The 18283-nt window shown below is 61.8% G+C and carries 27 protein-coding genes; 9 read left to right on the top strand and 18 right to left on the bottom strand.

Translation table 11 applies throughout. From position 1 onward, the window contains the following. The first annotated feature begins 111 nt into the window (after nucleotides 1-111). Both AC04SF_RS28715 and AC04SF_RS28710 read left to right on the top strand, forming a co-directional pair. Nucleotides 112-612 carry a type III secretion system chaperone family protein gene (locus AC04SF_RS28715; RefSeq protein WP_027030631.1) on the top strand — a complete coding sequence of 167 codons (501 nt, stop codon included), beginning with the start codon at nucleotides 112-114 and terminating at the stop codon, nucleotides 610-612. 10 nt (nucleotides 613-622) lie between these two features. Then, nucleotides 623-982 (top strand): tRNA-binding protein, encoded by a 360-nt coding sequence (locus AC04SF_RS28710; RefSeq protein WP_488480517.1) that lies wholly within the window; start codon nucleotides 623-625, stop codon nucleotides 980-982. A 121-nt stretch (nucleotides 983-1103) separates the two neighbouring features. Here the strand turns inward: AC04SF_RS28710 and AC04SF_RS28705 are convergent, their stop codons facing one another. The 5 genes from AC04SF_RS28705 to AC04SF_RS28685 form a co-directional block, all read right to left on the bottom strand. Next, nucleotides 1104-1991: a hypothetical protein gene (locus AC04SF_RS28705; RefSeq protein WP_488480516.1), complete on the bottom strand. Its 888-nt coding sequence runs from the start codon at nucleotides 1989-1991 to the stop codon at nucleotides 1104-1106. A 286-nt stretch (nucleotides 1992-2277) separates the two neighbouring features. Continuing rightward, nucleotides 2278-3300, bottom strand: coding sequence for a glycosyltransferase family 4 protein (locus AC04SF_RS28700; RefSeq protein WP_488480515.1), 1023 nt, complete (start codon nucleotides 3298-3300; stop codon nucleotides 2278-2280). A gap of 324 nt (nucleotides 3301-3624) precedes the next feature. Then, nucleotides 3625-5040, bottom strand: coding sequence for an ATP-binding protein (locus AC04SF_RS28695; protein WP_096449301.1), 1416 nt, complete (start codon nucleotides 5038-5040; stop codon nucleotides 3625-3627). 148 nt (nucleotides 5041-5188) lie between these two features. After that, a complete protein-coding gene (locus AC04SF_RS28690; protein ID WP_096449299.1) occupies nucleotides 5189-5908 on the bottom strand; it encodes a response regulator in 720 nt (239 codons plus the stop codon). Next, entirely contained in the window at nucleotides 5895-6428 is a 534-nt protein-coding gene (locus tag AC04SF_RS28685) for a MarR family winged helix-turn-helix transcriptional regulator (RefSeq protein ID WP_202353709.1), read from the bottom strand. The genes AC04SF_RS28690 and AC04SF_RS28685 overlap by 14 nt, the downstream gene beginning before the upstream one ends. A 254-nt stretch (nucleotides 6429-6682) precedes the next feature. Here AC04SF_RS28685 and AC04SF_RS28680 point away from each other — a divergent pair, with 254 nt between their 5' ends. From AC04SF_RS28680 to AC04SF_RS28670, 3 genes are all read left to right on the top strand, one after another. Next, on the top strand, nucleotides 6683-7576 hold the full coding sequence (locus tag AC04SF_RS28680) for a branched-chain amino acid aminotransferase (RefSeq protein WP_488480514.1): 894 nt from the start codon (nucleotides 6683-6685) through the stop codon (nucleotides 7574-7576). Between the two features lie 145 nt (nucleotides 7577-7721). Then, complete coding sequence (locus AC04SF_RS28675) at nucleotides 7722-8039, top strand: hypothetical protein (RefSeq protein ID WP_096449293.1); 318 nt, start codon at nucleotides 7722-7724, stop codon at nucleotides 8037-8039. A 158-nt stretch (nucleotides 8040-8197) separates the two neighbouring features. Then, nucleotides 8198-8836, top strand: coding sequence for an MBL fold metallo-hydrolase (locus AC04SF_RS28670; protein WP_488480513.1), 639 nt, complete (start codon nucleotides 8198-8200; stop codon nucleotides 8834-8836). Nucleotides 8837-8993: 157 nt separating this feature from the next. Here the strand turns inward: AC04SF_RS28670 and AC04SF_RS28665 are convergent, their stop codons facing one another. From AC04SF_RS28665 to AC04SF_RS28655, 3 genes are all read right to left on the bottom strand, one after another. Continuing rightward, nucleotides 8994-9437: a BA14K family protein gene (locus tag AC04SF_RS28665; RefSeq protein ID WP_488480512.1), complete on the bottom strand. Its 444-nt coding sequence runs from the start codon at nucleotides 9435-9437 to the stop codon at nucleotides 8994-8996. Between the two features lie 188 nt (nucleotides 9438-9625). Beyond that, complete coding sequence (locus tag AC04SF_RS28660; RefSeq protein ID WP_008877668.1) at nucleotides 9626-9838, bottom strand: cold-shock protein; 213 nt, start codon at nucleotides 9836-9838, stop codon at nucleotides 9626-9628. Between the two features lie 318 nt (nucleotides 9839-10156). Then, the gene (locus AC04SF_RS28655; protein ID WP_006202520.1) at nucleotides 10157-10369 is read right to left on the bottom strand and encodes a cold-shock protein; all 213 of its coding nucleotides are present in this window, start codon (nucleotides 10367-10369) and stop codon (nucleotides 10157-10159) included. 500 nt (nucleotides 10370-10869) lie between these two features. On the opposite strand from AC04SF_RS28655, the gene AC04SF_RS28650 reads away from it, so the two are divergent. Further along, nucleotides 10870-11292, top strand: a complete 423-nt coding sequence (locus AC04SF_RS28650) for a Kazal-type serine protease inhibitor domain-containing protein (protein ID WP_488480511.1) — start codon at nucleotides 10870-10872, stop codon at nucleotides 11290-11292. Between the two features lie 42 nt (nucleotides 11293-11334). Here the strand turns inward: AC04SF_RS28650 and AC04SF_RS28645 are convergent, their stop codons facing one another. The 5 genes from AC04SF_RS28645 to AC04SF_RS28625 all read right to left on the bottom strand — a co-directional run bounded on the left by AC04SF_RS28645 (nucleotide 11335) and on the right by AC04SF_RS28625 (nucleotide 12738). Further along, a complete protein-coding gene (locus tag AC04SF_RS28645) occupies nucleotides 11335-11553 on the bottom strand; it encodes a hypothetical protein (protein WP_477224055.1) in 219 nt (72 codons plus the stop codon). 98 nt (nucleotides 11554-11651) lie between these two features. Further along, nucleotides 11652-11789, bottom strand: a complete 138-nt coding sequence (locus AC04SF_RS28640) for a hypothetical protein (RefSeq protein ID WP_436160093.1) — start codon at nucleotides 11787-11789, stop codon at nucleotides 11652-11654. Between the two features lie 40 nt (nucleotides 11790-11829). Then, entirely contained in the window at nucleotides 11830-12096 is a 267-nt protein-coding gene (locus AC04SF_RS28635; RefSeq protein ID WP_488480510.1) for a hypothetical protein, read from the bottom strand. Continuing rightward, on the bottom strand, nucleotides 12093-12362 hold the full coding sequence (locus tag AC04SF_RS28630) for a hypothetical protein (RefSeq protein ID WP_488480619.1): 270 nt from the start codon (nucleotides 12360-12362) through the stop codon (nucleotides 12093-12095). Before AC04SF_RS28630 ends, AC04SF_RS28635 begins: the two co-directional genes overlap by 4 nt. Before the next feature lie 169 nt (nucleotides 12363-12531). Next, nucleotides 12532-12738 (bottom strand): cold-shock protein, encoded by a 207-nt coding sequence (locus AC04SF_RS28625; protein WP_488480509.1) that lies wholly within the window; start codon nucleotides 12736-12738, stop codon nucleotides 12532-12534. 326 nt (nucleotides 12739-13064) lie between these two features. On the opposite strand from AC04SF_RS28625, the gene AC04SF_RS28620 reads away from it, so the two are divergent. Continuing rightward, nucleotides 13065-13289 carry a hypothetical protein gene (locus AC04SF_RS28620; RefSeq protein ID WP_488480508.1) on the top strand — a complete coding sequence of 75 codons (225 nt, stop codon included), beginning with the start codon at nucleotides 13065-13067 and terminating at the stop codon, nucleotides 13287-13289. A 186-nt stretch (nucleotides 13290-13475) separates the two neighbouring features. Continuing rightward, the gene (locus AC04SF_RS28615) at nucleotides 13476-15110 is read left to right on the top strand and encodes a tetratricopeptide repeat-containing sulfotransferase family protein (RefSeq protein ID WP_488480618.1); all 1635 of its coding nucleotides are present in this window, start codon (nucleotides 13476-13478) and stop codon (nucleotides 15108-15110) included. An 80-nt stretch (nucleotides 15111-15190) separates the two neighbouring features. Here AC04SF_RS28615 and AC04SF_RS28610 read toward each other — a convergent pair whose 3' ends face one another. From AC04SF_RS28610 to AC04SF_RS28600, 3 genes are all read right to left on the bottom strand, one after another. Further along, nucleotides 15191-15760 carry a dihydrofolate reductase family protein gene (locus tag AC04SF_RS28610; protein ID WP_488480507.1) on the bottom strand — a complete coding sequence of 190 codons (570 nt, stop codon included), beginning with the start codon at nucleotides 15758-15760 and terminating at the stop codon, nucleotides 15191-15193. A gap of 92 nt (nucleotides 15761-15852) precedes the next feature. Then, nucleotides 15853-16206 carry a DUF1428 domain-containing protein gene (locus AC04SF_RS28605; protein WP_202352939.1) on the bottom strand — a complete coding sequence of 118 codons (354 nt, stop codon included), beginning with the start codon at nucleotides 16204-16206 and terminating at the stop codon, nucleotides 15853-15855. Between the two features lie 98 nt (nucleotides 16207-16304). Beyond that, nucleotides 16305-16727, bottom strand: coding sequence for a VOC family protein (locus AC04SF_RS28600; RefSeq protein WP_488480506.1), 423 nt, complete (start codon nucleotides 16725-16727; stop codon nucleotides 16305-16307). Nucleotides 16728-16982: 255 nt separating this feature from the next. On the opposite strand from AC04SF_RS28600, the gene AC04SF_RS28595 reads away from it, so the two are divergent. Next, nucleotides 16983-17597 (top strand): glutathione S-transferase, encoded by a 615-nt coding sequence (locus AC04SF_RS28595; RefSeq protein ID WP_488480505.1) that lies wholly within the window; start codon nucleotides 16983-16985, stop codon nucleotides 17595-17597. A gap of 49 nt (nucleotides 17598-17646) precedes the next feature. Here AC04SF_RS28595 and AC04SF_RS28590 read toward each other — a convergent pair whose 3' ends face one another. Both AC04SF_RS28590 and AC04SF_RS28585 read right to left on the bottom strand, forming a co-directional pair. After that, nucleotides 17647-17820, bottom strand: coding sequence for a hypothetical protein (locus tag AC04SF_RS28590; protein WP_488480504.1), 174 nt, complete (start codon nucleotides 17818-17820; stop codon nucleotides 17647-17649). A 124-nt stretch (nucleotides 17821-17944) separates the two neighbouring features. After that, nucleotides 17945-18253 (bottom strand): HigA family addiction module antitoxin, encoded by a 309-nt coding sequence (locus AC04SF_RS28585; protein ID WP_095201853.1) that lies wholly within the window; start codon nucleotides 18251-18253, stop codon nucleotides 17945-17947. Nucleotides 18254-18283 lie beyond the last annotated feature (30 nt).

Genomic DNA, 18283 nt, shown 5'->3' with positions numbered 1-18283 from the left:
TCTGGGGTCTTTGCGTCGAGAAGTCCTGGCCGTCCGAGTTCTAGATCAGATTGTTCGTCGTGTGTGCCCCGCGGAGCGTGAGGCGCTCCCCCTGAACACAGGAAGCATTCCATGGAACTTCTCGAACTCGAATACTCCCGCGAAATCCATCCGGTGGATGTTATCGAGCAGGTGGCCCACAACAACGACTGGTCCTTCGAACGGGCCGGCGATGATGAAATTTCGATCTCGGTCGCCGGCAGTTGGACCGACTATCACGTCTCCTTCTCCTGGATGGAGGATTTCGAGGCGCTGCATCTGGCCTGCGCCTTCGACATCAAGGTGCCGGAAACCCGCGCGCTGGAAGTGATGCGGCTGCTGTCGCTGATCAACGAACAGATGCTGTTCGGCCATTTCGACCTCTGGGAGCAGGAGGGCGCGATCATGTTCCGCCAGTCGCTGCTTCTGGCCGGCGGGGTCGAGCCGTCGAGCCAGCAGGTCGAGGTGCTTTTGTCCTCGGCGCTTGAGGCCTGCGAGTGCTATTTCCAGGCTTTCCAGTTCGTCGTCTGGTCGGGAACCTCGGCCAAGGACGCGCTGGCCGGCGTGCTGTTCGAGACCTACGGCAACGCCTGAGCGGACGCGAATGAGTGCAAGCGGCGAGCGTAAGCCTGAGATTAGTTTTGCCGATTTCGATCGTGTCGACATCCGCGCCGGCACGATCGTCGAGGCCGAGCCATTTCCGGAAGCGCGCAAGCCTGCCTTCAGGCTGAAGATCGATTTCGGACCCGACATCGGCATCAAGAAGTCGTCGGCGCAGATCACCAAATATTATACGCCCGAGACGCTGGTCGGCCGGCAGGTGTTCGCCGTGGTCAACTTCCCGCCACGCCAGATCGGGCCGTTCATGTCGGAAGTGCTGACGCTCGGTTTCCCCGACGAGGAGGGCGCCGTCGTTCTGGGCGCCATCGAGCGCAAGGTGCCGGACGGCGGGCGGCTGTTCTAGAATTTCGAGCGGGGTGTCGTCATCGTCATCTGTCTGCATCCCTGCCAGCAGGTTGATCAAACTCGACCACAAAAGAACCTCGCCGAGCGCAGCGCCGCCCAGTAAGCCGCGGCAGGCGCCATCACGGCGCCGCAGCCGGCCGGATTGCAGCGATAGCAGGGGGCCGGAACGCGCCGAGAATGGTTCCGACCGTTGCGGCTGAGAGCACGAGGCGCAGGACGTCGAACGGCCAGGCGAGTGCGAAATGCATCAGCATCGGGGTCAAGAAGGAGGACGACGCGGCATCCGCGGGAAGTAGCATCAAGCCTATAGCCAGGATCAGCCCATATTTGAGTATGGCAACGATTGCGAGAACGATGAACATTATGGCGACGAAACGCAGATGATTGCCGTTGAGCGCGCGCCAGCACCCGATAGGATCAAACGATCCTGTCCAGAAAAAATCGCCGACAAAGAGATATGTCCAGACAAGGACGAGACCGCCCGCGAACACGTTGAAGGATCCCATCGCCGACGCCCAAGGCACGACGTCTTCAGGGCTGAGCGGCAGGTCATGTGTGGCGAGCAGGCCGGCAACAAGCAGTCTGTGCTCGCCGGCGACCGCAAAACCGCAAAGAAGCTGGATGACGGCGAGAAGCAACGCAGCCAGAAGAATCCGCTGTCCAAGCTCAAAGCGCATGCCCGGGATAGCGAAGTGTTTGACGCTTTCGATGCCGCGCCGAACAACGACACGGCCAGGCTCGGGCGCGTTTGCCATGCGGTCGAGAACGAACGCAAAGACCATCGCCGAGAACGGCGCGGCAACAATCGCGGAAAGCCAGGTCCTGGGATCAAAGCCTCGCGATAAAGGCCAGGTGGGCGCCTGTCCCGGATCGGCAAACAGAATAAGAGCAAGCATCGTCAGGCAGAGCGTCGTCAGAAAGCAGGGAAACCAGGCGGCCACGAAGAGTGGCCAGGCATTCGCACGGCAATAGCCCAGCACCCTCGCAACGGTCTTGCTGATGCGCAAGACGCGACGCTTCGGCGATACGGCAGGCGCTTCGTCCAGCGTTGAAATCGGCGTCAATCCCGCAGGAACTACACGTCGAATAATGCACCGCAGGCAACCGTCGCGCAAGCTCTCGCAAGGAGCGCGCTCGCGGCGTCAAAGCTTGCCGGCGCAAGATCTCCCGGTACATCTCAACAATTTCATGCGGAAGACTTGTCCAAAGGCATTGGCAAGTTGTCGAAGTTCCGGATTTCCTGTAGGAAATGCAGGGGTGGCCGCACTGAAGAAGCCAACACAACTGTAATCGTCAGGCGGCAAGCCTCCGCGGCATCCCCAGTGCTTCCTCGACCGTGTCGAGGAACATTTCCGCACAAGCCTTCCAGCTGTAGCGCATGGCGCGTTCTCTGGCCTCGGCGCGGTCGACCTTGAAGGCGGCAAGTGACGCCTCGCGCAGATCGTTGGAGACCGCGCCGCCAAAGCCATCGCCGACAATGTCGATCGGCCCGGTCACCGGATAGGCGGCGACCGGCGTGCCGCTGGCCAGCGCCTCGATGATGACGTTGCCGAACGTGTCCGTGCGGCTGGGGAAGACGAAGACATCGGCCGAGGCGTAGATCTCGGCCAGTTCGTCATTGGGGCGGTGACCGAGGAAATGCGCCTTGGGATATTTTGCCCTGAGCTTGGCAAGCTCAGGGCCTTCGCCGACGATCACCTTGCTGCCGGGCAGGTCGAGGTCGAGGAAGGCGGAGAGGTTTTTCTCGATGGCGACGCGGCCGACGCAGAGGAAGACCGGGCCGGGGAAGCCGAGGTCTTTCCTCTTGTCCGGCCGGAAATGGTCGGTGTCGACGCCGCGCGTCCACGGCCGCAGCTTGTTGAAGCCGCGCGCCGAAAGGTCGTCGGCAAGCGACTGGGTGGCGACCAGCGTGCCCTGGCCGGAATTATGGAAATCGCGCAGCCAGCGATAGGCCCAGCTTTCCGGCACCGGCAAGCGGGCGCTGAGATATTCGGGAAAGCGTGTGTGATAGCTGGTGGTGAACGGCCGGCCAGCATTGCGGCAATAGCGCCGCGCCATGATACCGAGCGGCCCTTCGGTGACGATGTGGATGTGATCCGCCTTGTAGGCATCGATCAGGCGCGCGACATGGCCTGGTGTGGTCAGCGCCAGCCGGATGTCAGGGTAGGTCGGCAGGGGCAGCGTGCGAAAGATGTTGGGTGTCAGGAAATCCACCGCGACGTCGAAGGATTTCAGCGTTTCGGTGAGCCGCTCCAGCGTATGGACGACGCCGTTGACCTGCGGGCGCCAGGCGTCGGTGACCATCAATATGCGCATGGCGGCCCTTTGCTGGAAAGGTCGACGGTTGCCATGAGGCGATGCCGGAACGGCGACCAGCCGACCGCCCTCGCTTCGCTCCAGCGCACCCGGGCGGGTACGGCGTCGAAGTGAGGCGGCCGGGCCGAATCAACTGCAGTCGCGCGTTTCATGCGCGCTCTTCACCATGATTTCATGACGAGCGGATGAAGCTTGATATCTGGCTTGATATTTGAGCTGCCTAAAGCGCGTCGCGTTGAAACGGATTCATGCGACGCGCTTTAGGTTTTTTGTTTTTATGCATGTCGTTCTCCCAAAACCGAGGTCACTTTTGGGCGACATGCATCAGGCCGGAACCTTGATCACCGCGCGCAGGCCGCCGAGCGGACTGTCGTCGAGGGTGATGTCACCGCCATGGCTGCGGGCGATGTCGCGGGCAATCGACAGGCCGAGCCCGGTGCCGCTGGCATCGAGGTTGCGGGCCTCGTCGAGCCGCACGAAGGGCTTGAACACGTCCTCGCGCCTGTCAACAGGAATGCCCGGGCCGTTGTCGTCGACGGTGACCACCAGCGAGCCGCGGCCGTGATTGGCACTGACCTCCACCGTCTTGGCATAGCGGAAAGCATTGCCGATGACGTTGGACAACAGCCGGGCGAAGGCATTCGGCCTGACATGCACGGTCGGATCGCCGGAAAGCGTCGTCGACAGCTTGCATTTGCGCAAGGCGGCTTCGTCGCTGAGCTTTTGGAAATAGGCTTCGAGATCGAAACGTCCCGGATCCTCAGAGGCCTCGCCACGGGCAAAGGCGAGATAACCCTCCAACATCGACTGCATGTCGTCGATGTCCTGGTTGAGCGCCGCCTTGGTCTCGGTCTTGCCGCCGGCCAGTGCCAACTGCAGCTTGAAGCGGGTGAGGATGGTTCTCAGATCATGGCTGACGCCAGTCAGCATGGCGGTGCGTTGGTCGATCTGGCGCTCGATGCGCTCGCGCATCTGGATGAAGGCAAAGCCGGCGCGGCGAACCTCCTCGGCGCCGCGCGGGCGAAAATCGCGCGGCATCGGCCGGCCCTTGCCGAAGCTTTCGGCGGCCTCGGCGAGCGTCAGGATCGGCCGGATCTGATTGCGCAGGAAGGGGATGGCGATCATCAGCAGCACCAGCGAGGTGCCGACCATCCAGATCAGGAAGATGTGGGTGTTGGAGGCATAGGCCTGGCTGCGGCGCACGAAGACGCGCAGCACCTTGTTCTCGAGCTGGACGCGCACCTCGACGATGTTGGAATTGCCGACCGTGTCGATCCAGAACGGCCGGTTGATCTGGCGCGTGATCTCTGAGGAGAGAACGTCGTCGAGGATAGAGAAGAACGGTTTTGGACCGGGCGGCGGCAAGGGATCCGGCGGCAGCAGATCGACCTTCAGCTGCATGCGGTCCTGGGCGATGCGGATGATGTTGGCGTAGTCGGCGTCGTGCGGATAGGTCTCGATCAGGTCGATTATGGCGGCGATGTCGCGCACGGTGGCCTGCGACAGGCGCTGCGTCACCGTTGCCCAGTGGCGCTCCATGAAGACGAAGGCGACCACCGATTGCAAAAGGATCATCGGCGCGATGACGATGATCAGCGAGCGCGCATAAAGGCGCTTGGGCATGTAAAGCGAAACGAGGCGCCAGAACCGGTTCCAGATGCGCGGCACCGCCTTGAGCGTTCGCGTGGCGCGTGCGCTCAAGCCGTCAGATCCCGGCCCTTCCAGTTCCGTCGTCGCCATCGGCTCTTTTTCATTTCGCCTGCGGCACTCGATCAGGATGACGTTCGGTTGGATCGTCTTCCTGATCTAACTCTTTGTTGGAGCATGATCTTTTCCGAAAACCGGTTCCCACTTTTCGGGATCATGCCCTAGCGCCGCGGCCGGTATTCTATTCCACGCTGAGCCGATACCCAATACCGCGCACGGTCTGCAGCCAGACCGGGTTGGACGGATCGCGCTCGATCTTGCGGCGCAGCCGGTTGATCTGCACATCGATGGTGCGCTCGCCGACTTCCGAATCGTCACCTACCAGTTCGTGGCGCGGGATGGTTTCGCCGGCGCGTGCGGCAAAGATCGCCAGGATCTCCTGCTCGCGGTCGGTCAGCTTCAGCGCCTCGCCGCCGCGCTTCAGCTCGCGCCTGGCGATCTGGAAGGTGTAGGGGCCGAAGACCAGCTGTTCGACCTTGGGCGTCGTCGCCGGGCCGCCGCGGCGCAGGATGTTGTTGATGCGCAGGATCAGCTCGCGGGGGTCGAAGGGTTTGGGCAGGTAGTCATCCGCGCCGGCTTCGAGCCCTAGGATGCGGCTGTCGGTTTCCGACAGTGCGGTCAGCATCAGGATCGGGACGTTCTTTTCGGCCCGCAGCGATTTGGTAAGGTCGACGCCGCTTTCGCCGGGCATCATGACATCGAGCACAAGCAGGTCGAAGTCGAGGCCGGTGAGTTTGCGCCTGGCTTCGCCGGCATTGCCGGCGACGGTCACGCGGAAGCCGTTTTCGGTCAGATACTGTTTGAGAAGATTGCGGATGCGGGTGTCGTCGTCGACCACAAGCAGATGCGGCGCGTCGTCGTCCGGTGCGGCCGCCTGATCGACCCTCTCAGTGCTCTCCATGGTTTTTCCCTGACATTTTTGCGGACCCAACGTCGATCTGAGCTCTCAGTTCCGGATTGACCATCGCTTCGAGGAAGCGTTCCACCAAGGTCCGTTCGGTGGCGCCGGAATCTTCCAATGCAGCACGGATGCGGCGCGACTGTGGCCGTGCCAGGGCCAAGGCCAGCGCACGGCCCTTCGCCGTCGGATAAAGTTCGCGCTGCCGGCGGTCGCGCGGGCCTTGCAACTGCACGACATGGTCGGTGTCGATCAGTTGCTTGAGCACGCGCGCCAGGCTCTGCTTGGTGATCTTCAGCACGTCGAGCAGTTCGGCAACCGTCAGGCCCGGCCGGCGGTTGACGAAATGCAGCACCCGGTGATGCGCGCGGCCGAAACCATAGTCGGCCAGGATCTGATCGGGATCGGAGGTGAAGTCGCGGTAGGCGAAGAAAAACAGTTCGATGATGGCGAAGTCGATGCCGTCCTCGACTGACATCGCGGTCCTGATCGGTTTTCCGGCGGCTGCGCTTCGATCCGTCATCATTTCTCCATGGGAACGGGAGATTATGTCAGTACTATTGACGTAATTTCCCTGCAATGGTAATTTTTGACAAGCTTTTGGGCGGATTGCGAACGAAAAGGCAAGGCAGGCCGGTTTTTCCGGAACTTCCTGAGTTTGCCAGAGCGCGATTATCCGCTTACGCTTCGCAACATCGGCCGGCGTGTCCAATCACGGCCAAAAAGAACACGCAACGACACTAAGGATATGCGGGCCGTGGCCCGCGGGAGGTTACCATGGCATCCGTTCCCTTCGATCAACTGGACGGCTTCATCTGGATGAATGGCGAATTCGTTCCGTGGGGCGAGGCCAAGATCCATGTGCTGACGCACGGTCTGCACTACGCCAGCGCGGTCTTCGAGGGCGAGCGCGCCTATGGCGGCGAGATATTCAAGCTCAACGAGCACACCGAGCGCCTGCATGAATCGGCGCGCCTGCTCGGCTTCAAGATTCCCTATTCGGTGGCCGAACTCAACGATGCCTCGACCACGCTGTTGAAGAAGCAGGGCTTCCAGGACGCTTATGTCAGGCCGATCGCCTGGCGGGGCAGCGAGCAGATGGGTGTTTCGGCGCAGAACAACCGCATCAACGTCGCCATCGCCATCTGGCAGTGGCCGAGCTATTTCGATCCGGCGCAGAAGCTGAAGGGCATTCGCCTCGATGTCGCGGAATGGCGCCGGCCCGACCCGCGCACGGCGCCGTCGAAGTCGAAGGCGGCCGGCCTCTACATGATCTGCACCATGTCCAAGCATGCCGCCGAAGCGAAAGGCTATGCCGACGCCATGATGCTCGATTGGCGCGGCCAGGTCGCGGAAGCAACCGGCGCCAACATCTTCTTCGTCAAGGACGGCAAGATCCATACGCCAAAGCCCGACTGTTTCCTCGACGGCATCACCCGCCGCACGGTCATTGGGCTGGCCAAGGATCGCGGCCTGGACGTGATCGAACGCGCCATCCTGCCGGAAGAACTGGAAGGCTTCGAGCAATGCTTCCTGACCGGGACGGCTGCGGAAGTAACGCCGGTGTCGGAAATCGGCCCTTACCGATTCGAGGTCGGCGAGATCGCCAAGAACCTTATGAACGACTATTCTGCAGCGGTTCAGCCGAAGCACGCGATCGCCGCAGAATAACGATAGTCACAGCTTTTCGCGCAAGCAGGGGCGGTTTTCGAGCCGCCCCTTTTATTTCAGCGTTTCTGCATTTGACTTTCAGTCAATTCGGCGTCTCATGATGGTGTCGGCCCGGGAGGCTGGCAGCTATGGAGGGACTAATCATATGGACATGAACACGCTTCTTCCGATCATTGTACAGGTGATTACGGGTATCATCGGTGGTCAGGCGGTTGGTGTTGCGCTCAAGAACGCGGCTATGGGCCAGCTTCCCAAGATCCTGGGTGGCGCCATTGGCGGCGTCGGCGGCGCGGCAATCCTCGGCAGCCTGCTTGGCGGCGGCGCGGTCGATCCGGCAGCGGCCGCGGCGGCGACGAGCGGTCTCGGCAGTGCGCTCAACCTCAACAACATCATCGGCGGCGCCGGCGGCGGTGCGATCCTGACCGGCATCATCGGCGCGGTCATGGGCGCCATGAAGAAGTAAGTCTGACGCTTTCAGGCTTGTTCAAATGGGCGGCTTCGGCCGCCCATTTCCGTTTCTGGCCATTTTCGTTTCTGGGATGACTGACTGTTCGTCTTTCGAGGGGTGGACGCCCTTCATTCGCGCCTCTACATCACCGCGTGAACATCGAAAGGACGATCATGGGTCAGCTCAATGCCGGCATCGTGCCGGTCACACCGTTCCAGCAGAACTGCACCATCCTGTTCGACATGGACGACAAGCACGGTGTCGTCGTCGATCCGGGCGGCGACATCGACAAGGTGCTGGCGGTGCTGAAGGACAATGCGATCACGGCCGAAGCGATCTGGATCACGCATGGCCATATCGACCATGCCGGCGGCGCCATGGAGTTGAAAGAGGCGCTTGGCATCGATATCATCGGCCCGCATGCCGCCGACAAGCCTCTGCTCGACAATCTGGAGAACCAGGGCAGGCGTTATGGCATTGAAGGCGCGCGCAACTGCGTGCCCGACCGGTTCCTCATCGAAGGCGAGACCGTGTCGTTCGGCGCGCATGTGTTCGAGGTGCTGCATTGCCCGGGCCACGCGTCCGGCCACGTCGTCTACTACAACCGCGCGGCCAAGTTTGCCCATGTCGGCGATGTGCTGTTCCGTGGCTCTGTCGGCCGCACCGACCTGCCGGGCGGTGACCATGCGACGCTGATCGCCTCGATCAAGGACAAGCTGCTGCCGCTCGGCGACGATATAGGTTTCATCTGCGGCCACGGTCCTGGCGGCCGTTTTGGCGAGGAGCGCAGGACGAACCCGTTTCTGACCTGAATCTCAACACACCCGGGCAACAACAAAAAAGCGCTGGCCTTGCGGTCAGCGCTTTTCTGTTTGGGCAGGGAAGCTCTGAAGCGCTTTCGCGCTTCAGAGTTCTGTTTGGTGCAAGTCGTTATCCCAAAACCGCTTGAGCACTTTGGGCGACATGCACTCAGTTTGCAGTGCAGAAATGCTGCTCGCCGTCATTGCCGGTGAAGGTGCCGGTGCGGGAGTTGAAGGTGCGGTAGCGGTCCGAGCAGTACTCGTACCAGTCGCGCGTCCACGGTTCGGCATAACGGTCGGCGTAAACCACCCGCGGCTCCACATAGTAGCGGCGGACCGGAGCCGGGCGGACCCGCACCTCACGATCGTAGTAACCGTCATTGTAGTAACCGTCATCGTAGTAGCGGTTAGCGTCAGGCGGTGGCCGGTCATTGGCCAGCGCGCCACCGATCAGGGCGCCGGCGGCAAGGCCAAGCACGCCGGCGGCAATGGCATCGCCATTGCCGTGGTGGCGGTGATGGCGCCATTCATCGGCGTTGGCCGCGGGCAGGGCCACAAGCATGGTGGCGGCCACGGCGGCGGACAGCACGGCTGTCTTGAAAATTCTGTTCATCTTGGTCTCCTTCGTACCGGGCCGTGCAGTTTTGCAGGGGATGCGGTCCGGCTTTACCCAAGACTAATATGCGACCGTGGCTGAACGGAGGCTGAACGGATTTCGACCTGCCGATCCAAGAGAGGCGACAAAAACCAAGCTCGAAATGAGCCGGGCTGCCCTGCTCGGGCCGGCAGCATGAAGCCGGCTCAGCCGACAGACAGGTTGACGGCCTTGGGTCCCTTGCCGCGCTTGTCCGGCTCCGTGTCGAACGTTACTTTCTGCCCATCTTCGAGACCGGGAAGACCCGACGCCTGCACGGCCGAAATATGGACGAAGACATCCTTCGCGCCATCGTCCGGCGTGATGAAGCCGAAGCCTTTGGCATGGTTGAAGAATTTGACGGTGCCGGTCTGCGGCATGGGAAGCTCCTTTGATCCCATAAACTCCAGTCTCGGGCCGGCAAATGCCCGAGAGGAAATTTGTCCTTTATTTTAGCGTCATCGGCAAGAGAAAGTTTTGCGGGCGCCTAAAGCGCGTCAAGCGCTTGTTATGATGCACGTCGTTGACCCAAAACCGGATCCAGTTTTGGGCGACATGCATTTCTGCTTTGCCGAGGACATGAAAAAGGCGCGACGAAAATCGCCGCGCCTTTCAAAAACTGTCTGCGTGCCCAGAGACTGGGGCAAGCGCCGGACCCGCGTTCGCCCGCGGTCAAGGACGCGCGGTGCGCCGATGGTTCAGGCAGCGCGGAGGTTGACCGCCTTCGGGCCCTTGCCCATGCGGTCCGGCTCGACGTCGAAGGTGACCTTCTGGCCGTCGACGAGCGTGCGCAGGCCCGATGCCTCGATCGCTGAAATGTGGACGAACACGTCCTTGGCGCCGCCGTCGGGCGTGATGAAACCGAAGCCTTTGGTCGCGTTGAAGAATTTAACGGTGCCGGTCTGGGCCATTGGGGAAACTCCTTCACCCGTTCAGTCTTTGGTGGTCCTGCCCGCCACCTGGCGTCGAGGGCAGTTCCCGGTGGTTGCTTCGGCAGTCATGCATTGGCGCATGGTCAAACCCCCCGCCGAAAACGGGGCCGTCAGAGATTCACAGTATCGGGGAAAGGTCGTCCAAAACGTTCCGCTCTCCGGGTCGCAAATGCCCGAACACGGAATTTATCGCACGGAAACGTGAAGGTTGCAAGATAGCGCCGCGGGCCGCCACACTGGGCGCATCCCGACGCAAGAATCGACCGATCTGAGCGTCGACCGGGCGCAAATAGGCTTGGTTGCGGATCGGGTCATCGGCCCACAGCCACGGTCACGCATGGGCCAGAGGCGGCTAACGACAGCTGTTGCCGATCGCCCCGGTTTCAGACGCCGCTTCGGTGTGAGGCTGCAAACAGGGGTTGCATTCGACAAGGGAATGGCGAGGATCGGAATGGATCGCGATCGGGGGAGAGATCAGCATGAAATTCCTGGCGTCAATTTTCTCGCGGCAAGGGGTTGCCGTGCTGTTGCTGCCGGTGCTTCTGGCCGCCTGCACCGTCGTTGTCGATGACGGGCCCGGACCACGCCCGCGTCCGCCGCGTCCCGAACCGGAATTCTGCACCAGGCAATATGAGCCGGTCTGTGCCCGGCGCGGCGGCGACCGCCAGACCTTCGCCAATGCCTGTCTTGCCGATCGTGCCGGCTACCGCATCGTGCGCGACGGCCCGTGCCGCGGCGACGGTGATGGCGGTGGCGGTGGCGGTGGCGGTGAAGAGCAGACGTTCTGCACCCGCGAATACGCGCCCGTCTGCGCCCGCAGGCACGGCGAGGAGCGCACTTTCCCCAATGCCTGCGAAGCCCGCGCCGCGGATTACCGCATCGTTGGCGACGGGCCGTGCTGAGGTTTTTCCTTCTCCTCTCGTGAGGCGCTTGGGAGGGGTTGCCTAGGCCGGATAGGCCCCATCGGCAGGCCCGGCATAAAGCTCGCTGCCATCCTCGTCGCAGATGCGCAGGCGGTCGGGGATCTGCGGCATGGCTAGGCTGTGGAACAGCGCTGTGGCGCCTTGCAGGGCGGCGCGCAAGGTCGGCGCTTCCAGCGACACCTTGTCGAGTGTCGCTTCCTCGGCGTCGCGCGACCGGTAGAACTCGATGACGAAGTTCAAGCAAGCCTCCGTGGCAGGACCTGACATGGGCCTGTTGTCAGTTCATCGCCTGCCCAAAGCAGGGGATGGGGCGCATGCGAAGCGCCCCCCAAGGGCCGTCAGCCCTTGGACTTTGGCTTGAGGCCGCTCTCCGCCTGCTTGACCGATGAGCCGAACGGAGAGGCGGGCTTGGCCACGACCTTGTCCTTCTTCGGCTTGCGTGTTTCGCGATTGCTTCGCTGTTGACCCTTGGACATGGACTGCTCCTTGTGCGTGTTGGCTGGCTGTTCGGGGATCTCAGACAGCAGGATTGTTGGCGACGACTGGAGTGTCGACCGGTTCGAGATTGTCTTCCGTGGTGACCCGCTCGTAGGTCTCCTGCTCGCTGCGGATGCGGTATTGCGGCGAGCCGTCCTTGACCGGCAGCCTGCTCTTGATCTGGAACAGATCGGCCGTCTTTTGGACGAGGCCGGTGCGGCTCTTCATGCGCACCGTCTGGCCAATGGCGAAAAGGTGCGAGGGCGTGTCGGTACGCGGACGCGTATTCTGCTGGAAACGGATCATGCTGCATTCTCCCGGTCGCGCTTCAGCGCGGTTTCGAGTTCGAGGTGGTCGATGGCGATAAGCTGGCTGGTGGTCGGATTCTTCACCGCCCTCGCAGGCAGGTGAATGAAGGTGGCGACGCGGCGCCAGGCAACACGCGACATGCCTTCGATCAGCTCTTCGTCATGATCGATGTCGTAGTCGCCGGCCGGCAACGGTCCTTCCAGACCACCGAGCGCGAAAGCGGCGGTGAAGTGGGCTATGGAATGGGTGGTGCGGTCCGGCATCATCCTGGCCTTCGATTGGTTCACGCCTTGGGCGTCATGTAAAACAGCGGCCTGAAAGCAAAAAAGCGGGGACGAGCCCCGCTTTCCTATTTCCGGCAATCGCTGGAAATAAGCCGCTTTCGAGAGCTGCCAGTACATCCGTGGTCAGCGTTCATCGAATTCGGCCGGATCAGATCAGTTGCAGGTTGGCGGCCGACTCGCGGCCCTTGCCGTCACGTTCCAGTTCGAACCGCAGCTTCCGGCCTTCGGCGAGGCCGGGGAAGCCGGCGCGCTCCAGCGCGCTGACATGGACGAAAACGTCCTTGCCGCCGTCGGCCGGCTGGATGAAGCCAAAACCCTTCTGGCCATTGTAGAACTTCACGGTTCCGGTGGTCATATCTGTCTTTCGCGGATTGAAAAATCGTCGCACGGCGAATGTGCCGTGCGTCCGGTATCGACGATTTGGAATGAGATTGGCGGGTCGAGAACCTCTGACGCCGCGAGATGCCAATTCTGGCCAAAACGATCCGCCTTATATAGATCGCTTGAACCGCCTATTCAAGGTGAATCCGAAATTAAGCCTGATTCGATTAAAAAATAGATCGCTATAGGCGTTCGGATATTTCTGCTATGGTTTAGCATATCTCTAAAAAAATCTTGAGGATGCGCTGGGATTTTTCCCTCGCTCTGTATTTTTATTTCCTCCGGAATAAGGACAAAACCATGGTTTCCATAAGAAGCTCAAGGGCGAAGACCGTCGCGGTCAATCCGGTCATCAAGCCAATCGCCATACATGCCATTGCCGTTGGCCCGACCGGGCAGCCGATGATCGTCAAGTCGGCACGGCTGACCATCAGAAGCGATGAGGCGGCAAGGCGCGCGATCTCCGATACCGATGGCACCATGAGGCGGGCCAGGCAGGTTGCCGAGGCCAACCGCCTGATCTGATCGCTTCAAGGCGCCGGAAAGGCCGCAGAACCACGCCGAGACTTGAACCTGCCGCGCCAATGGCCTAGATCGCGGCAGGCGGACAAACACGGCAGGTTTCCCATTAACAGAGATCAGAGACGAGCGGCGGGTGCGGGAGCCAGGTCTGGCGCGGGCGGACAGCCGCCGTTGGGCCTCGACCAGTATGTGCAGCAGGCCCTGCAACTGCACCAGGCCGGACGCCGGCAAGAAGCCGAGACAATCTACCGGCAAGTTTTGGCGCGTCAGCCCAAACACGCGGCGGCTGCGCATTTCCTGGGGCTGCTGCTGCACCAGACCGGGCGCAGCGAAGAAGGGTTGGATCTCATCGAACGCTCGGTGAGCCTGCAGCCGACAAATGCCGATTTCCTCAACAATTTCGGCACTGTGATGCGCGACCTCGGCCGCGTCGATGCGGCAATCGACTTCTTCCGTGGCGCGGTGGATCTGCGGCCGGAGCAACTCGCGGCGCGCGACAATCTCGGCTCGTCGCTGAAGCAGCTCGGCCGGTTCGAGGAGGCCGAAGAGATCTATCGCGGCACGGTCGCACGCAATCCCTTCCACGTGCGCGCCCGCATCGGACTTGCCGAAACCCTGCAGGAAGCCGGACGGCTGGACGAGGCGCTGGCGGTTTTTCGCGAGTCGCTGACCATCCGCCCCAAGGATGCCGAGCTGCTGCACGGGCTCGGCGTCGGGCTGATGGAAAAGGGCAAGCTCGACGAGGCCGCCGACCTGTTCCGGCAGGCGCTGGCGATCAACCCCGGCATGGCCACCGCCTGGCTGATGCTGACGCAGGTCAAGCGCCAGAAGGAGCGCGATGCCGAATTGGCCGGCATGGAAGCCCAGCATGCCAAGGCACCGCAGGACAGCCTGGCACGCATGCAGCTGTCCTTCGGCCTCGGCAAGGCCAATGACGATTTGAAGGACTACAACAGGGCCTTCGACTATTTCGCCGAAGGCAATGCCATTCGCCGCAAGGGCATCAACTATGATCCAGTCAGGACGCGGGCCGAATTCGAGGCTATGAAGACGGTGTTCGATGCCGGCTTCTTCGAAGGGCACAGGCAGAGCCCGATCACCGATGACGCGCCGATCTTCGTCGTCGGCATGCCGCGTTCGGGCACGACGCTGGTCGAGCAGATCATCGCCAGCCATCCCAAGGTCTATGGCGCCGGCGAGCTCAGCATCCTGAAGAAAGCGGTCGGCAAGCAGTTCCCGGCCAACATGCCGGGCGGCTTCCCCTGGGGCGTATCGGATACGGACGATGCGGATTTCGCCGAGGCAGGCCAAGCCTATCTCGACATGCTGCATGCCCGCTATCCGCATATCAGCCACGTCACCGACAAGATGCCGGGCAACTTCCTGCTCATAGGCTTCATCCACATGATGATGCCGAAGGCCAGGATCATCCACTGTGCCCGCGATGCGGCGGCAACCTGCCTGTCTATCTACAAGGTGCATTTCCGCGGCGATACCCACCGCTATGCCTACGACCTCGGCGAGCTCGCCGACTTCCACAATCTCTACACCGACATCATGGCGCATTGGCACAAGGTGCTGCCCGGCGTCGTGCACGATGTGCGCTACGAGGATTTCGTCGCCGATCAGGAAGGACAAAGCCGGGCGCTCATCGACTATCTCGGCCTGCCATGGGACGATGCCGTGCTGTCGTTCCATGAGACCGACCGGCCGGTGCGCACGGCGTCCGCCGCGCAAGTGCGCCAGCCCATGTATCAAGGCTCGGTCGATTTGTGGAAGCGTTATGGAGACCGGCTGAAGCCACTGCTCGACAAACTGGACTGAAGAGCCAGGCAGATGTGCCGCGATTAATCAGGACGATGTTTGGTTGAAATCGTTGTCCTGATCTCTTTGGGCAACATGCATTAGCCGGCCTGCGGCTTCTGCTCATAGCGCAGGAAGACGTTGCCGTTGCCGAAGGCTTGCGACCGGGCCAGCTTCACGTTGAGCCGATTGCCGATGCCTTCGAACATCGTCCTGCCGGCGCCAAGCATGATCGGCACGATGACGAACTGGTATTCGTCGATCAAATTCTCCTCGGCCAATTGAGCGACGAGATTGCCGCTTCCCAGGATTGTCATGTGGTTGCCCGGGTGCTGCTTCAGGTCCCGAAGCTTCGCAGCCGGCCCGCTTTTGACCAACTCGGTGTTGTTCCAACTCGCCGTGTCGAGCGTGCGGGAAAACACGATCTTCGGCATGGCGTTCATGCGTTCGGCCACCACCGGTGCGATTTGGGCCGCCATCGGCGTCGGCCAGAACTGGATCATCAGGTCGTAGGTAACGCGGCCCAGCACCAGCATGCTACCGCCCTTGGCATTGTCGGCGACGAAAGCGTTCCATTCCGGATCCTGGCTGTGCGCCCAGTCCATGGCGCCGTGCCCGTCGGTAAAATAGCCGTCGAGCGAGATGCTGTTGAATACGATCAGCTTGCGCATAAGTCGGTCCTGCCTTGAGAAATGAAGACGAGTTTCGGGTCCCACCGTTGGCGTTGGCACGCGGCAGCGGGCGATCAGTCTGGATGTTGGGTTTACAGCTCTATGAAGGGTTTGAAGCCACCGAAGATCATGCGCTTCATATCGAAGGGCATGGGCCCCAAATCGGGTGTCAAACGCGGGTCGGCCATCACCTTGGCCATCACCGTGTCGCGGCTTTGCCTGGATTCATAGACCGCCCAGGCGAAGACGACGATCTCGTCGTCAGTTGCCTGAACGGCACGCGGAAACGAGGTCAGCTCGCCATAGGGCACGTCGTCGCCGATACATTCGACATAGGCGAGCGCGCCGTGTTCCATCCATATCGGGCCTGCGAGGTTGGCCAGCTTCTTGTAGTCGTCGAGTTTGGCCTTTGGCACGGCAAGCACGAAACCATCGACATAGGACATGGTGAACTCCTTTGCTGAACGAGCGCCGGGTCGGCGGGGATACGACCCGGCGCGGTGAGCGCGTCAGCCGTGGCGGTGACGCCTGCTCGCCAGGGAATCTACTTCACCGGCGCGTTCATCGCCCAGGCGACGCCGAACGGATCGTTCAGCTGGCCCCAGCGGTCGCCCCAGAACATCACCTGCAACGGCGTGACCACTTCGCAGCCGGCATCGACGGCGCGCTGCCACCAGCTGTCGATGTCGCCATCGTCGAGATGGAGCTGCAGCGTGTAGCCTTGCGCCGGCTTATGCGGATGGCCGTGCTCGGGATAGGCATCGCCCAGCATCAGCGTCGAGCCGTTGACGTGGAGGTGGATATGCATGGTGCGGCCTTTTTCGTCCGCCGGATAGGCAAAGACCTGCTCGGCGCCGAAGGCCTTCTTGTAGAAATCGGCAGCCTTGAAGGCGCCGTCCACCTGCAGATAGGGGGTCAATCCGCCGAGCACTTCTGCCTTGGGCTGAACGGGGGTCTGGTCAGTCATGTCTTGCTCCTCTTTGCGTCTGGTTTGGGCGTTTGCTTGGCCTTGCGAGCCACAGGACGCACGAGGTGCCGGCAATCCTACATGGCCCGCGAAATTTTTTGGGCGGGCCGGCTCCGGACAGGCCGTGCCAGCGGCGGTTTGAACGGAAGGCGTGAAACGAACTTGCGTCCGCGGCCCTCAATCAGAGCGCAATTCTCGCAGCCGCAGGCTAGAACGGGTGGATCACGCGCCGCTTGCTCAACTCCTGGGACGACAATGATCCTCTATTACCAGACCCACTCACCTTTCGCCCGCAAGGCGCTCGTCTTCGCGCATGAGGCCGGCATTGCCGATCGGCTCGAGGTCCTTCATCACGAGACCAGTCCGACCTTGCGCAACGCTCGCGTCTACGCCGAAAACCCGCTCGGCAAAGTGCCGGTGCTGCTGCGGCTGGGCGCATCGGCGCTCTTCGATTCCGATGTGATCTGCGCCTATCTCGACACGCTGCATGACGGCCGCAAGCTTTTGCCGCAAGACGGCGAGGCGCGCTGGCAGGCATTGCGGCTGCAGTCGGTCGCCCAAGGCTTGGCGCAGACGGGCATCGCCTTGCGCTGGGAGACGGAAAGGAGGCCCGAACCACTGCGCTACGGCGCTCTTGCGCAGGGATACCGGGACAAGATCGAGGCGAGCTACGACTGGATCGAAAGCACGATGGACGACGACGCGCCGCTGCATGTCGGCCATGTTGCGCTTGCCACCACGCTGTCCTGGATGGCGTTCCGCCAGCTTCCGTCGTTTCGCACGCGGGCACGGTTGACGGGCTGGTTCGAAGCTTTCGAAAGGCGCGCGTCGATGCGGGCGACGCCGCTCTCGGGCGACACGCATGATTGAGCGATGGTCGCCTCGTGGCGGCCTGCATCGATATTTTCCGGCCGCATGGTCAGGGCGCCCTGCGGATCCGCGGAGCGTTGTGCGCGTCGATGACGATTTCCGGCCAGCCGATATCCTTGCGCAGTTCGATCGGCAGGGACAGCAGCTCGCGTTCGCTGCGGTGGCGGGCGCGGTTCTGTGCGTAACGGCTGGCAACGCGACCCAGGGATGACAGAATGGACATGATGCTTTCTCCTCAGATGAAGCCGGCATCATCGTGTCGGCATCCCAAGGACGCCGCAGGTTCAGGCGATCCGACAGAGCGTCGGAATTTTTGTTACGACACCGGATTCAATCCAGAAGGGGGCCTAGGCGACCTTAAGCGTTGGGATGGCTGAAACATCCACTTCACGCTCGGCGTGCCAGGCGTCGAAAGCCGCCTGCATCCGAAGCCAGATCGCCGCGCCGTCGCCGAACAGCTTCCCAAGGCGGGCGGCCACTGCCGGCGAAACCGGCTTCTTTTCGCGGATGATGTCATAAAGCTGCTGCCGGGAGATTCCGAGCAGATTTGCAATTTCCACCTTGGTCTTTCCAGTTGCCGGGATGATGTCCTCAAGCAGCGCTCCCGGGTGGGAGGGACAACGCTCGATCGGACGCGTCGGCTTGTGCACGTTCATAAGTCGAACTTCTCCAATCTGGCCGCCTCA

The sequence above is a fragment of the Mesorhizobium sp. CNPSo 4671 genome, assembly GCF_057784245.1.
The sequence above is the reverse complement of the archived record's forward strand: the minus strand, read 5'-3'. Positions and strand labels throughout refer to the sequence as shown.

Bases quoted from the DNA above. Each gene is read 5' to 3' on its own strand.
- AC04SF_RS28715 (WP_027030631.1), top strand. From the start codon at position 112: ATGGAACTTCTCGAACTCGAATACTCCCGCGAAATCCATCCGGTGGAT.
- AC04SF_RS28710 (WP_488480517.1), top strand. From the start codon at position 623: ATGAGTGCAAGCGGCGAGCGTAAGCCTGAGATTAGTTTTGCCGATTTC.
- AC04SF_RS28700 (WP_488480515.1), bottom strand. From the start codon at position 3,300: ATGCGCATATTGATGGTCACCGACGCCTGGCGCCCGCAGGTCAACGGC.
- AC04SF_RS28695 (WP_096449301.1), bottom strand. From the start codon at position 5,040: ATGGCGACGACGGAACTGGAAGGGCCGGGATCTGACGGCTTGAGCGCA.
- AC04SF_RS28690 (WP_096449299.1), bottom strand. From the start codon at position 5,908: ATGGAGAGCACTGAGAGGGTCGATCAGGCGGCCGCACCGGACGACGAC.
- AC04SF_RS28685 (WP_202353709.1), bottom strand. From the start codon at position 6,428: ATGACGGATCGAAGCGCAGCCGCCGGAAAACCGATCAGGACCGCGATG.
- AC04SF_RS28680 (WP_488480514.1), top strand. From the start codon at position 6,683: ATGGCATCCGTTCCCTTCGATCAACTGGACGGCTTCATCTGGATGAAT.
- AC04SF_RS28675 (WP_096449293.1), top strand. From the start codon at position 7,722: ATGGACATGAACACGCTTCTTCCGATCATTGTACAGGTGATTACGGGT.
- AC04SF_RS28670 (WP_488480513.1), top strand. From the start codon at position 8,198: ATGGGTCAGCTCAATGCCGGCATCGTGCCGGTCACACCGTTCCAGCAG.
- AC04SF_RS28665 (WP_488480512.1), bottom strand. From the start codon at position 9,437: ATGAACAGAATTTTCAAGACAGCCGTGCTGTCCGCCGCCGTGGCCGCC.
- AC04SF_RS28660 (WP_008877668.1), bottom strand. From the start codon at position 9,838: ATGCCGCAGACCGGCACCGTCAAATTCTTCAACCATGCCAAAGGCTTC.
- AC04SF_RS28655 (WP_006202520.1), bottom strand. From the start codon at position 10,369: ATGGCCCAGACCGGCACCGTTAAATTCTTCAACGCGACCAAAGGCTTC.
- AC04SF_RS28650 (WP_488480511.1), top strand. From the start codon at position 10,870: ATGAAATTCCTGGCGTCAATTTTCTCGCGGCAAGGGGTTGCCGTGCTG.
- AC04SF_RS28640 (WP_436160093.1), bottom strand. From the start codon at position 11,789: ATGTCCAAGGGTCAACAGCGAAGCAATCGCGAAACACGCAAGCCGAAG.
- AC04SF_RS28635 (WP_488480510.1), bottom strand. From the start codon at position 12,096: ATGATCCGTTTCCAGCAGAATACGCGTCCGCGTACCGACACGCCCTCG.
- AC04SF_RS28630 (WP_488480619.1), bottom strand. From the start codon at position 12,362: ATGCCGGACCGCACCACCCATTCCATAGCCCACTTCACCGCCGCTTTC.
- AC04SF_RS28625 (WP_488480509.1), bottom strand. From the start codon at position 12,738: ATGACCACCGGAACCGTGAAGTTCTACAATGGCCAGAAGGGTTTTGGC.
- AC04SF_RS28620 (WP_488480508.1), top strand. From the start codon at position 13,065: ATGGTTTCCATAAGAAGCTCAAGGGCGAAGACCGTCGCGGTCAATCCG.
- AC04SF_RS28610 (WP_488480507.1), bottom strand. From the start codon at position 15,760: ATGCGCAAGCTGATCGTATTCAACAGCATCTCGCTCGACGGCTATTTT.
- AC04SF_RS28605 (WP_202352939.1), bottom strand. From the start codon at position 16,206: ATGTCCTATGTCGATGGTTTCGTGCTTGCCGTGCCAAAGGCCAAACTC.
- AC04SF_RS28600 (WP_488480506.1), bottom strand. From the start codon at position 16,727: ATGACTGACCAGACCCCCGTTCAGCCCAAGGCAGAAGTGCTCGGCGGA.
- AC04SF_RS28595 (WP_488480505.1), top strand. From the start codon at position 16,983: ATGATCCTCTATTACCAGACCCACTCACCTTTCGCCCGCAAGGCGCTC.
- AC04SF_RS28590 (WP_488480504.1), bottom strand. From the start codon at position 17,820: ATGTCCATTCTGTCATCCCTGGGTCGCGTTGCCAGCCGTTACGCACAG.
- AC04SF_RS28585 (WP_095201853.1), bottom strand. From the start codon at position 18,253: ATGAACGTGCACAAGCCGACGCGTCCGATCGAGCGTTGTCCCTCCCAC.